Origin of the sequence: Agromyces chromiiresistens, assembly GCF_029167465.1 — a bacterium.
GTDB lineage: Bacteria > Actinomycetota > Actinomycetes > Actinomycetales > Microbacteriaceae > Agromyces > Agromyces chromiiresistens.
Genome location: NZ_JARFNL010000006.1, coordinates 198,994 through 211,996 on the forward strand (window position 1 = coordinate 198,994; position 13,003 = coordinate 211,996).

The 13,003-nt window shown below is 69.9% G+C and carries 9 protein-coding genes; 3 read left to right on the forward strand and 6 right to left on the reverse strand.

What is annotated here, in order from left to right; all coding sequences use genetic code 11:
* Positions 1–72: 72 nt before the first annotated feature.
* Positions 73–2,883, forward strand: a complete 2,811-nt coding sequence (acnA, locus tag PX701_RS16195) for an aconitate hydratase AcnA (RefSeq protein WP_275506897.1) — start codon at positions 73–75, stop codon at positions 2,881–2,883.
* A gap of 133 nt (positions 2,884–3,016) precedes the next feature.
* A complete protein-coding gene (gene dxs / locus PX701_RS16200; RefSeq protein ID WP_275506898.1) occupies positions 3,017–4,963 on the forward strand; it encodes a 1-deoxy-D-xylulose-5-phosphate synthase in 1,947 nt (648 codons plus the stop codon).
* A gap of 101 nt (positions 4,964–5,064) precedes the next feature.
* Here the strand turns inward: dxs and PX701_RS16205 are convergent, their stop codons facing one another.
* The 4 genes from PX701_RS16205 to PX701_RS16220 form a co-directional block, all read right to left on the reverse strand.
* Complete coding sequence (locus tag PX701_RS16205) at positions 5,065–7,209, reverse strand: 3-hydroxyacyl-CoA dehydrogenase NAD-binding domain-containing protein (RefSeq protein WP_275506899.1); 2,145 nt, start codon at positions 7,207–7,209, stop codon at positions 5,065–5,067.
* A 5-nt stretch (positions 7,210–7,214) separates the two neighbouring features.
* Complete coding sequence (locus PX701_RS16210; RefSeq protein WP_231430853.1) at positions 7,215–8,420, reverse strand: thiolase family protein; 1,206 nt, start codon at positions 8,418–8,420, stop codon at positions 7,215–7,217.
* A 78-nt stretch (positions 8,421–8,498) separates the two neighbouring features.
* Positions 8,499–9,695: an HRDC domain-containing protein gene (locus PX701_RS16215; RefSeq protein WP_275506900.1), complete on the reverse strand. Its 1,197-nt coding sequence runs from the start codon at positions 9,693–9,695 to the stop codon at positions 8,499–8,501.
* Complete coding sequence (locus PX701_RS16220; protein WP_231430855.1) at positions 9,688–10,278, reverse strand: DUF3000 domain-containing protein; 591 nt, start codon at positions 10,276–10,278, stop codon at positions 9,688–9,690. The genes PX701_RS16215 and PX701_RS16220 overlap by 8 nt, the downstream gene beginning before the upstream one ends.
* Positions 10,279–10,369: 91 nt before the next feature.
* On the opposite strand from PX701_RS16220, the gene PX701_RS16225 reads away from it, so the two are divergent.
* A complete protein-coding gene (locus tag PX701_RS16225) occupies positions 10,370–11,599 on the forward strand; it encodes an alpha/beta hydrolase family protein (protein WP_231430856.1) in 1,230 nt (409 codons plus the stop codon).
* On the opposite strand, the gene PX701_RS16230 is transcribed toward PX701_RS16225, so the two are convergent.
* Together PX701_RS16230 and PX701_RS16235 are read right to left on the reverse strand one after the other, a co-directional pair.
* Positions 11,600–12,037, reverse strand: a complete 438-nt coding sequence (locus PX701_RS16230; RefSeq protein WP_275506901.1) for a SufE family protein — start codon at positions 12,035–12,037, stop codon at positions 11,600–11,602.
* Between the two features lie 65 nt (positions 12,038–12,102).
* Complete coding sequence (locus PX701_RS16235) at positions 12,103–13,002, reverse strand: sulfurtransferase (RefSeq protein WP_231430858.1); 900 nt, start codon at positions 13,000–13,002, stop codon at positions 12,103–12,105.
* Position 13,003: the final 1 nt, after the last annotated feature.

Sequence of the window (13,003 nt, forward strand, 5' to 3'; positions counted from 1 at the left end):
CGGCCCCCTGTCTGACGGAGAAGATGGAGAGTCGCCCGCGTGCCGGGCGTCATCCGCGAAGGAGAGGACATCGTGTCTGCAGTGAACAGTTTCGGGGCGAAGGACACGCTCCACGTCGGTGACAAGTCCTACGAGATCTTCCGGCTCGACACCGTGCCGGGGCACGAGAAGCTGCCGTTCAGCCTGAAGGTGCTCCTCGAGAACCTGCTGCGCACCGAGGACGGCGCGAACGTCACCAAGGAGCAGATCGAGGCGCTCGGCTCGTGGGTGCCGACGGCCGAGCCCGACACCGAGATCCAGTTCACGCCCGCGCGCGTGGTCATGCAGGACTTCACGGGCGTGCCGTGCATCGTCGACCTCGCCACCATGCGCGAGGCGGTCGTCGCCCTCGGGGGAGACCCCGACAAGATCAACCCGCTCGCTCCGGCCGAGATGGTCATCGACCACTCCGTCATCGCCGACCTCTTCGGCACCGAGAACGCCCTCGAGCGCAACGTCGAGATCGAGTACGAGCGCAACGGCGAGCGGTACCAGTTCCTCCGCTGGGGCCAGACGGCGTTCGACGACTTCAAGGTCGTCCCGCCGGGCACCGGCATCGTGCACCAGGTGAACATCGAGCACCTCGCGAAGGTCACCTTCACCCGCACCGTCGACGGCGTCCTCCGCGCGTACCCCGACACCTGCGTCGGCACCGACTCGCACACGACGATGGTCAACGGCCTCGGCGTGCTCGGCTGGGGCGTGGGCGGCATCGAGGCCGAGGCCGCGATGCTCGGCCAGCCCGTGTCGATGCTCATCCCGAAGGTCGTCGGCTTCAAGCTCTCCGGTTCGATCCCCACCGGTGTCACCGCGACCGACGTCGTGCTGACGATCACCGACATGCTGCGCAAGCACGGCGTCGTCGGCAAGTTCGTCGAGTTCTACGGGTCGGGCGTCGCCTCGGTGCCGCTCGCGAACCGCGCGACCATCGGCAACATGAGCCCCGAGTTCGGCTCGACCGCCGCGATGTTCCCGATCGACGACGTCACGCTCGACTACCTGCGCCTCACCGGCCGCAGCGACGAGCAGATCGCGCTCGTCGAGGCCTACTCGAAGGCTCAGAAGCTCTGGCACGACGCCGACAACGAGCCCGCCTTCAGCGAGTACATGGAGCTCGACCTCTCGACGGTCGTTCCCTCCATCGCGGGTCCGAAGCGTCCGCAGGACCGCATCGAGCTGTCGAACTCGAAGACGGCCTTCGAGCAGGACCTCCTGAACTACGCCACGGTCGACCACGACCTCGTCGATCTCGAGATCGCCGAGTCGTTCCCCGCGTCCGACCCGCCCGGCAACTCGCCCGAAGACGAGCACAGCCACCACGAGCACCACCACGCGAGCCACGCGCCCGCCACGGCGTCGAACCCGACTCCGGTGACGCTCGCCGACGGCGAGAAGTTCACGCTCGACCACGGTGCGGTCGCGATCGCCGCGATCACCTCGTGCACGAACACCTCGAACCCGTCGGTCATGCTCGCGGCCGGCCTGCTGGCCCGCAACGCGGCGAAGAAGGGCCTGAAGGCGAAGCCGTGGGTGAAGACCACGCTCGCGCCCGGGTCGAAGGTCGTCACCGACTACTACGAGAAGGCCGGCCTGACCGACGACCTCGAGGCGCTGGGCTTCTACACCGTCGGGTACGGATGCACGACCTGCATCGGCAACTCGGGTCCGCTGATCGATGAGATCTCGACGGCGGTCAACGAGTCCGACCTCGCAGTCACCGCGGTGCTCTCCGGCAACCGCAACTTCGAGGGCCGCATCAACCCCGACGTGAAGATGAACTACCTCGCGTCGCCGCCGCTCGTGATCGCGTACGCCCTCGCGGGTTCGATGAACTTCGACTTCGAGGTCGACGCGCTCGGCAAGGACACCGAGGGCAACGACGTCTTCCTGAAGGACATCTGGCCCGACGCGGCCGAGGTGCAGGAGACGATCGACAACTCGATCAACAAGGACATGTTCGTGCACCAGTACGCGAGCGTGTTCGAGGGCGACGAGCGCTGGCGCAACCTCGAGACGCCGACCGGTGCGGTGTTCGAGTGGAACGAGGCGTCGACCTACGTTCGCAAGCCCCCGTACTTCGACGGCATGACGATGGAGACGACCCCGGTCACCGACATCTCGGGCGCGCGCGTGCTCGCGAAGCTCGGCGACTCGGTCACCACCGACCACATCTCGCCGGCCGGTTCGATCAAGGCCGACAGCCCGGCGGGCCGCTACCTCACCGAGCACGGCGTCGACCGCAAGGACTTCAACTCGTACGGCTCGCGCCGTGGCAACCACGAGGTGATGATCCGCGGCACGTTCGCGAACATCCGCCTGAAGAACCAGCTCCTCGACGGCGTCGAGGGCGGCTACACCCGCGACTTCACGCAGGCCGGCGGTCCGCAGTCGTTCATCTACGACGCATCGCAGAACTACCAGGCGCAGGGCACTCCGCTCGTCATCTTCGGCGGCAAGGAGTACGGCTCGGGTTCGTCGCGCGACTGGGCGGCCAAGGGCACGAGCCTGCTCGGGGTCAAGGCGGTCATCACCGAGAGCTTCGAGCGGATCCACCGCTCGAACCTGATCGGCATGGGCGTCGTTCCGCTGCAGTTCCCGGCGGGCGAGAGCTGGGCGTCGCTCGGCCTCGACGGCACCGAGATCGTCTCGATCACGGGTCTCGAGCAGCTCAACGAGGGCACCACCCCGAAGACGGTGCACGTCGTCGCATCGCCGAGCGAGCACTCGGCGCCCGGCAAGGCGACCGTCGAGTTCGACGCGGTCGTCCGCATCGACACGCCGGGTGAGGCCGACTACTACCGCAACGGCGGCATCCTGCAGTACGTGCTGCGCAGCCTCGTCTGACGCAGACGCATTCGACGACAGGGCGATCGGCGTTTCCGCCGATCGCCCTGTCGTCTGCCCGGGCGCTCAGGTTGCCCGGCGTAGACTCGTTCCGTTCGGCGGCATCGCCCGCGTCATCCCGGAGGCCCAACGAATGACCTTGCTCGAGACGATCCGAGGCCCGCGCGACCTCGACGCTCTCTCGAAGGAGCAACTGGAGCAACTCGCGGTCGAAGTGCGAGAGCACCTCGTCTCCGACGTCGCCAAGACGGGCGGGCACCTGGGTCCGAACCTCGGGGTGGTGGAGCTCACCATCGCGATCCACCGCGTGTTCGACTCGCCCCGCGACGCGATCGTGTTCGACACCGGTCACCAGTCGTACGTGCACAAGCTGCTCACCGGCCGGCAGGACTTCTCGACCCTTCGGCAGACCGGCGGTCTGGCCGGATACCCGCAGCGCAGCGAGTCGGAGCACGACATCGTCGAGTCCTCTCACGCTTCGAGCTCCCTGTCGTGGGCCGACGGCATCTCGAAGGCGTTCGAGATGACCGGGCAGCACGACCGGCACGTGGTAGCGGTCGTCGGCGACGGCGCCCTCACCGGCGGCATGACGTGGGAGGCGCTCAACAACATCTCCGACGACAACACGCGCAAGCTCATCGTCGTCGTGAACGACAACGGCCGTTCGTACGCGCCGACCATCGGGGGCATGGCGCGCTTCCTCAACTCGGTGCGCACGAAGAGCACGTACCGCAACCTCCACCTCTCGAGCCGCGACGCGTTCAACCGCCTCGGCGGCCCGGCCAGGGCGTTCTACCGCGGCGTGCGCGGTGGCCTGCACGGCTTCCTCTCCCGATTCACCGGGAACGAGGCGCTCTACTCGAACCTCGACATCAAGTACGTCGGTCCCGTCGACGGGCACGACGAGCAGGCGATGGAGGCCGCGCTCCGGCAGGCGAAGCACTACGGCGCGCCGGTCATCGTTCACGCGATCACCGAGAAGGGCCGCGGCTACGAGCCCGCCCGCAACGATGTCGCGGACCAGTTCCACGCCGTCGGGCAGATCGACCCCGAGACCGGTGAGCCGCTCGACACCGGCGGGGCGAAGAGCTGGACGAGCGTCTTCGCCGACGAGCTCGTCCACCTCGCCGAGGGCGACGACCGCCTCGTGGGCATCACGGCCGCGATGCTCCGCCCGACGGGCCTTCACCGGATGGCCGAGCGCTTCCCGACACGGGTTTTCGACGTCGGCATCGCCGAGCAGCACGCCGTGACGTCCGCCGCCGGCCTGGCGTTCGGCGGCCTGCACCCGGTCGTCGCGGTGTATGCGACGTTCATGAACCGGGCGTTCGACCAGCTGCTCATGGATGTCGCCCTCCACAAGGCGGGGGTCACGTTCGTCCTCGACCGCGCCGGCGTCACCGGGCCCGACGGCCCGAGCCACCACGGCGTCTGGGACCTCTCGATCCTCCAGGTCGTCCCCGGCATCCGCATCGCCGCACCGCGCGACGCGATCCGCCTCGCCGAAGAGCTCGGCGAGGCCGTGCGGGTGACGGATTCACCGACCGTCCTGCGATTCCCGAAGGGTTCGGTCGGCACCGAGTACGACGCGGTGCGTCGCACCGACGACGGCGTCGACGTGCTCGTCGAGTCCCAGCGCAAGGACGTGCTCATCGTCACCGTCGGGCCGATGGCCGGCATCGGCCTCGAGGTCGCCGAGCGCCTCGAGGCGCAGGGCATCGGCGCCACCGTCGTCGACCCCCGGTGGGTCGTGCCCGTGCCGCGCAGCGTCGTCGGGCTCGCCGGCGACTACCGCATCGTGGTGTCGCTCGAAGACGGCATCCGCGTCGGCGGTGTCGGTACACGCATCCGTCAGGACCTGCGCGAGGCCGGGGTCGACACCGCGGTCACCGAATTGGGCCTGCCCGACGAGTTCCTCGAGCACGGCTCCCGTTCCGACATCCTGGAGCGCGTCGGCCTCACCCCGCAGCACATCGCCCAAGACGTCACCGCAATGGTGCTCGGCACGAAGCTGCCGCACGCGCGCGGCGCGTCGGGCGACACGGGCACGCAGCCAGTCATCGCGCACGTCGCAGACTGAGACCACCGCCTTGCGGAGGATCGCCGCAGGGCACGAGGACCTCGAACGAGAGCGGGCCCGCGACCGTGTGGTCGCGGGCCCGCTCTGGTTCGGCGAGTGCGCTACGCGCCCACGCCGCGGATCGCCGGATGGTGGAAGGTGTCGCCGAACACACGCTCCGAGGCCCCGACCCGGTCGAGGTACGGCGTCGCACCGCCGGCCTGGAAGGGCCAGCCGGCGCCGAGGATGAGGCAGAGGTCGATGTCTTCGGCTGCGGCGACCACGCCTTCGTCGAGCATGAGCTTGATCTCACGTGCGAGTTCGTCTTCGACGCGGCGCAGGATCGTCGCGGCGTCGACCGACGTCTTGCCGACGGTGATCGCCTTCTTCGCGTCCTTGGTCAGATCGGTGACCTTGCCGTGCTTGTCCTTCTCGACGACGGGCGAGCCCAGCTTCGAGAGGGCGTGCATGTTCTCCGAGGCGTAGAACCGCTCGGGGAACTCGCGCACCATCGTGTCCTGGACGTGGGCGGCGACCGCCCAGCCGACGAGGTCGATGAGCTCGAACGGCCCCATCGGCAGCCCGATCGGCGCGAGCGCCTTCTCGACGACCGGCACCGGGGTGCCCTCGTCGACGGCGCGTGCCGCCTCGCCCATGACCTTCGCGAGCAGTCGGTTCACGACGAAGCCGGGCGCGTCGGCCGTGAGCACGGCGCTCTTCTTGAGCTTCGCGGCGGTGGCGAACGCGGTGGCGAGCGTCTCGTCGTCGGTCTTCGGGGTCTTCACGATCTCGATGAGGGGCATGACCGCGACCGGGTTGAAGAAGTGGAAGCCGACGAGGCGCTCGGGGTGGGTGAGCTTCTCGCCGATCTCCTCGACCGAGAGCGACGACGTGTTCGTCGCGATGATCGCGGTCTTCGAGAGGTGCGGCTCGACCTCGGCGAACACCTGCTGCTTCACGGCGAGGTCTTCGAAGACCGCTTCGATGACCCAGTCGCAGTCGGAGAAGTCGGCCTTGTCGGTCGTGCCCGAGACGAGCGCCCGCAGTCGATTCGCCTCGTCGGCGTCGATGCGGCCCTTCTGTTCGAGCGTGCCGATCTCGTCGCGGATGTAGGCGAGACCCTTGTCGACGCGGGCCTGGTCGAGATCGGTGATGACGACGGGCACCTGCAGGCGACGCACGAAGAGCAGTGCGAACTGGCTCGCCATGAGGCCGGCGCCGATGATGCCGACCTTCGTCACCTTCCGGGCGAGCGACTTGTCGGGCGCGCCGGCGGGGCGCTTGGCACGCTTCTGCACGAGGTTGAAGGCGTAGATCGAGGCGACGAACTGGTCGCCCGAGACGAGGTCGGCGAGCGCCTCGTCCTCACGGGCGAAGCCCTCCGCCTTGGTGCCGGACTTCGCCGCCTTGAGGAGGTCGAGCGCGACGTACGGCGACTTCGCGGTCGTGCCGAGCTTGCCCTCGATGCTCTTGCGGGCGATGCCGACCGCGACGTCCCACTTGGCGAGCCGCTCGAGCTTGCCGGGAACGTTGGGACGCTTCACCTGAACCGAGCCGCCGAGCACGCCGTCGGCCCACTTGAGCGAATCCTCGAGGAAGTTGACCGGCGCGAACATCGCATCGGCGATGCCGAGCTCGAGGGCGTCCTTCGCCTTCAGCATCCGGTTGTTCTTCAGGGGGTTCTCGATGACCACCTTGAGGGCGTTCTCGATGCCGATCAGGTTCGGCAGCAGGTACGCCCCGCCCCAGGCGGGCACGATGCCGAGGAAGACCTCGGGCAGCGCGATCGCGGGCGCCGAGGCATCCACGGTGCGGTAGTCGCTGTTGAGCGCGACCTCGAGGCCGCCGCCGAGGGCGAGGCCGTTGATGAACGTGAACGAGGGCACGCCGAGCTCGCCCAGCTTGCCGAACACCATGTGGCCGAGCTGGCCCATCTTCAGCGCGATGTCGCGGCTCGGGATCTCGCCCACCTTCGAGAGATCGGCGCCTGCGGCGAGGAAGTACGGCTTGCCGGTGATCGCGACCGCCTGGATCTCGCCGGCGGCGGCACGGGCCTTCAGCTCGTCGAGCCGTTCGCCGAGCTCGATCAGCGTGACCGGGCCGAGCGTCGAGGGCCGGGTGTGGTCGCGACCGTTGTCGAGCGTGATGAGCGCGATCACGCGGCCCGACGCCAGGCGGATGTCGCGCACGTAGGAGTGCGTGACGACCTCGTCGTCGGCGAACGCGGCCGCCAGCTCGGAGAAGTCGATCTTCGAGTAGTCGGTCATGTCGCTCAGCGGCCCTTTCCGTAGCGCTTGTGGTGGGGGTTCTCCCAGATGACGGTGCCGCCCTGGCCGAGGCCGACGCACATCGCGGTGATGCCGTAGCGGACCTCGGGGTGCTGCTCGAACTGGCGCGCGAGCTGCAGCATGAGGCGAACGCCCGAGGCGGCGAGCGGGTGGCCGATCGCGATGGCGCCGCCCCACGGGTTGACCCGGGCGTCGTCGTCGGCGATGCCGAAGTGGTCGAGGAAGCTCAGCACCTGCACGGCGAAGGCCTCGTTGAGCTCGAAGAGGCCGATGTCGTCGATCGAGAGGCCGGCGCGCTTGAGCGCCTTCTCGGTCGAGGGGATCGGCCCGATGCCCATGACCTCGGGCTCGACGCCGGCGAAGCCGAAGCTCACCATGCGCATCTTCGTCGTGAGGCCGAGCTCCTTCGCGGCGTCGGAGCTCGCGAGGATCGCAGCGGTCGCACCGTCGGTGAGCGGCGACGCGTTGCCCGCGGTCACCCGGCCGTGCGGGCGGAACGGGGTCTTGAGGCTCGCGAGCCCCTCCATCGTGGTCGCGGGGCGGCGACCCTCGTCTTCGCTCGCGAGGCCCCAGCCCTCGGCGGTGCGGATCGCGACCGGCACGAGATCGGGCTGGATGTGGCCGGCGTCGTAGGCGGCCTGCACCTTCTGCTGGCTCAGCATGCCGAATCGGTCGCTGCGCTCCTTCGTGAGCTCGGGGAACCGGTCGTGCAGGCGCTCGGCCGTGTTGCCCATGTTGAGTGCGTCGGCGGCCACGAGCTTCTCGGTGAGGAACCGGGGGTTCGGGTCGGCGTCGAGGCCCATCGGGTGACGGCCCATGTGCTCGACGCCGCCGGCGATGACGACGTCGTACTGCCCGAAGCCGATGCCCGAACCCGTCGTCGTCACCGCGGTCATGGCGCCGGCGCACATGCGGTCGATCGCGAAGCCGGGAACGCTCATCGGCAGGCCGGCGAGGATCGCCGCCGTGCGGCCGAGCGTCAGGCCCTGGTCGCCCTGCTGCGTCGTCGCAGCGATGGCGACGTCGTCGACGCGCTCGGGAGGAAGGTTCGGGTTGCGCTCCAGGAGCCCGGTGATCGCCTTGACCGCGAGGTCGTCGGCCCTCGTGTTCCAGTACATGCCCTTTTCACCGGCTCGTCCGAACGGGGTCCGAACCCCATCGACGAACACGACATCAGCTCGTTCAGCCACGCTGCAGCTCCGTTTCGAAATCAGGATGCCTCGATCCTACGAACCGGTGCCGAGCGCCCGTGAATCGCTTGACGGTTCCTACGAACCCTCGGAGGTCGCGTCGAGGAGCGATTGTGACGCCTCGACAAACGCATCGGCGATCGTCTGTGCGGTTGCCGCAATCTGCCACGGGCGCGCGCCGAGCTGCGCGAGGGCCGCGCCGACGCCCGCGGCGTCGGCCGGCTGTGGGGGGTGCCAGGCCACCCGACGCAGGAAATCGGGCGTGAGGAGGTTCTCGAGGGGCATCTCGAGCTCTTCAGCGACCTCGGCCACCGCGGCCTTCGCGGCCTTCAGACGGGCGTCGGCCTCGGGATTCCGGCTCGCCCATGCACGCGGCGGAGGCGGGGCATCGCTCGGCACGCGCACCGCCGGCAGCTCGTCGGTGGTGAGGCCGCGCTCGAGCGCCGTCCACCAGCGGTCGAGCTCGGTACGGCTCGCGCGACCGGTGAACTCTCGGAGGTCCGCCAGTGCGCGCCGAGTGGACGGCAGGGCGCGCGCGACGGCGACGATCGAGGCGTCGGGAACGAGTCGGCCCGGCGCGATGTCGGTCTCGGCGGCCAGGGCGTCGCGCGACACCCACAGTTCGCGGGCGACGGCGAGGTTGCGGGCACTCCGCATGGCGTGGATGCCGGAGAGGCGTCGCCAGGGCTCGGCGGCGGGCGGCTTCGCCGCGCGGTGCAGCACGGCGTCGAACTCCTCGACGGCGAGGCCGGCCTTGCCGGTCGCGTCGAGGCGCTCGGCGAGCCGATCGCGCACGTCGACGAGCAGTTCGACGTCGAGGGCCGCGTACTTCAGCCACGATTGCGGCAGCGGTCTCGTCGACCAGTCGGCCGCCGAGTGCTCCTTCGCGAGCTTGATGCCGAGAAGGTCCTCCACGACCGACGCGAGGCCCACGCGAGGCATGCCGAGCAGGCGCGCCGCGAGTTCGGTGTCGAAGATGCGATCGGGGTCGAGGCCGACCTCGCGAAGACATGCGAGGTCCTGGCTCGCGGCGTGCAGCACCCACTCCTCCGAGCGGATGCCGTTCTCGAGCGCGGAGAAGTCGGGCACCTCGGGGGCGTCGAAGAGGAAGACGCCCGCACCGCGCCGGTACATCTGGATGAGGTAGGCGCGCTGGGAGTAGCGGAAGCCGCTCGCACGCTCGGCGTCGACGGCGATGGGCCCCGATCCGCCCAGCAACCGGTCAACGGCCTCGTCGAACGCCGCGGGCGTCTCGATCACCCGATACTCATCCACGATCCGACCTCCGGCGGGGCAGTGCGGTCACCCCTTCAGCACGCGGCGGCAGTCCCGCGAGCATGCACAACAACTCACCCCAGCCTTCCACATGGGCGCCGATGGCGGCGTCGAGGGGCGTCCAGGACGCGCGCAGCTCGATCTGCGCGCCGTCACCCTGGTGGGCGAGCTCGCCGAAGCCGGTCGAGAGGATCTTCGTCGCCGTGCCCGACGCCGCGATGTAGCGCGCGCCGCGTGCGTCCAACGCGTCGATCAGCCACGACCACGCCACGTCCGCGAGGAACGGATCGAGGCCGATGTCGGTCTCGAGGGGTGCCTGCGCGAAGCACACGATGCGGAACCGCCCGCCCCAGGCCTCGGGCTCGCTCGGGTCGTACAGCACGATGAACCGGCCGGTGCCGAGTTCGGAGTCGTCGCCGTGGCGCGTCGGCGAGACGTCGGCCGACAGCGCCGCCGCGAACGGGGCCAGACCGCCGGGCGCCGGGATCTCCGACACCGAGAGCTCGGCGCGCGGCGCGGCGGCCCGGATCGAGGCGAGTGCGTTCTCGAACTCGGCGGGGGAGGAGGTCGGGTGGTCGGGCACGAGTGCAGACTAGAGTCTCCATCGGAACCGGCAGCGGCGGCACGCCGCACCGGCACGCAGTGGGATCGGTTCATCGGGGAGGAAGCGGCGGATGGCACAGCGGCGGGGCGGGTTCCGCATCATCGGCACGACGCTCGCCGCGGTCGGAATGGTCGCCGGCGCGATCGCCGTCATCACGGCCGCCGTCACGGCGTTGGCCACCGTGGTGTTCGCCCGCAAGGTCGTCACCCCCTCCACGAAGCGCGAGGAGGACGTGCGGATCCTCGCCGTCGATCTCGCCGGGCGGCGGATCACGCTCGCCGACGGCGACGAAGCGAGGATGCGTGGCCGGTACGGCCTCTGGTTCGACGGCGACGCCGGCCACGCCCGCATCGCCGAGGTCGACGAAGCGCGCGGCGGCATGGTCATCAGGGGGATCGACTCGGTCGACTTCGGACGCCTCGACCGAGCCCGACGGGGCCGGATCGACGGCTGGTACTTCCTCGGCCCCTGGGAACTCGACGTCCCGTACCGCGAGGCCGTCGTGCAGACGCCCCTCGGCGCCGCGCCGGCGTGGTCGGTGCCGGCAGACGCACCGACCGATCGCTGGGTCGTGCACGTGCACGGCCGGGGGGCGAAACGGCACGAGACCCTGCGAGCCGTCCGCCCCGTGCGCGAGGCCGGCTGGAACAGCCTCCTCATCTCCTACCGCAACGACGGCGAGGCTCCCGAGAGCACCGATCGCCGATACGGTCTCGGAGGCACCGAGTGGGAGGACGTCGTCGCCGCGGTGCGTTTCGTCGTCGCGCGGGGGGCCCGCGAGATCGTGCTGATGGGCTGGTCGATGGGCGGCATGATCTCGCTGCAGGCGGTGCTGCGCTCGGAGGAGGTGCGCGAGCACCTGGTCGGGGTCGTCCTCGACTCTCCCGCGATCGACTGGGTCGACATCCTCCGGTTCCAGGGTTCCGCCATGGGATTGCCCGCGGGCCTCGGCGATCTCGTCGCCGGTGTGCTCGGAGCACCCGTCGGCGCGGGACTCACGGGTGCCGCCGCACCGATCGACCTCGTGGCGCTCGACCTCGTGGCCAGGGCCGAGGAGTTCACCGTGCCGATGCTGCTCATGCACAGCGTGGACGACGGGTTCGTCCCCATCGACGGGTCGCGCCGGTTGGCGGCATCCCGCCCCGATCTCGTGCAGTTCGAGGAGTTCACCGGAGCCCGTCACACGAAGCTGTGGAACCACGATCCCGAGCGGTGGAGCGAGCTGATCGTCGCCTTCCTCGCGACGAGAGGACGACGCGACGAACCGGCGGCCGAGGGCGACGCCGAGATCGTCGGCTGATCAGGCGGCGACGCGCTCGCGCAGCTGCCGCTTCGTGCGGGCGAGCATGCCCGTCATGCCGCGAACCCGGAGCGGCGACACCGCCTCGGCGAGGCCGAGCGACTGCGGGTAGTCGGCGGGGATGTCGAGCACCTCCTGCACGGAGAGCCCGTCGAGCCCCTGCACGAGGATCGATGCGAACCCGCGCGTCGTCGGCGACTCGGCGGGCGCGGTCGCGAAGAGGTGCACGACGCCGTCGGCCACCTCGACGAAGATGAAGACGGGCGACTGGCACTCCTCGACCCGCTCGAGCAGGTCGGGGTGGTCGGCATACCGTTCGGGGAGCGCGGGCAGTTCGTTCGAGAACTCGAGCAGCAGCTGCAGCCGATCGCGCACGCCGAGCGCGAGGAAGTCGTCGCGGATCTCGGCGAGGGCGGGGGGCAGGGTCGTCTGTTCCATCCGGTCCATTCTCCCACGGGCGGCCGGACCGTCGGCCGGTCGCCGACGGTCCGCTCGGCCGACGATCAGCGGCCGGGCACCTCGCCGCGCTCGGCACCCGTCACGATCGGCACCCGCACCGCGCTGCCCCATTCGGTCCACGAGCCGTCGTAGTTGCGCACGTTCTCGAAGCCGAGGAGGTGCTGCAGGACGAACCACGTGTGGCTCGACCGCTCGCCGATACGGCAGTACGCCACGATGTCGTCGCCGTCGGCGAGTCCGACCTCGTCGCGGTAGATCGCGTCGAGCTCCGCACGCGACTTGAAGGTGCCGTCGCCCGCAGCTGCGCGCGCCCACGGCACGGATGCCGCGGTCGGGATGTGCCCGGCGCGGAGCGCGCCCTCCTCGGGGTAGGCGGGGGCGGTCGTGCGCTCGCCCGTGTACTCCTCGGGCGAGCGCACGTCGATGAGCGGGTTGCCGAGGTGGGCGAGCACGTCGTCCTTGAACGCCCGCACGGCGCGGTCGTCGCGCTCGACGACGGGGTACTCGACGGGGGTCACGTCGGATGCGTCGGTGGTGAGCTCGCGCCCCTCGGCGATCCACAGGTCGCGACCGCCGTCGAGCAGGCGCACGTCCTCGTGGCCGAAGAGCGTGAACACCCAGAGCGCGTACGCCGCCCACCAGTTGTTCTTGTCGCCGTAGACGACGACGGTCGTGTCGCGGGCGATGCCCTTCGAGCCGAGGAGCGCGGCGAACTGCTCGGCATCGACGTAGTCGCGGACGACCGGGTCGTTGAGGTCGGTGTGCCAGTCGATCTTCACCGCACCGGGGATGTGGCCGGTCTCGTAGAGCAGCACGTCCTCGTCGGACTCGACGACGACGAGGCCGGGTTCGCCCAGGTGTTCGGCGAGCCAGGCGGTGGAGACGAGACGCTCGGGATGGGCGTACTCGGCGAACTTCGCGGCGGAGTCGAACTCGGCGGACATG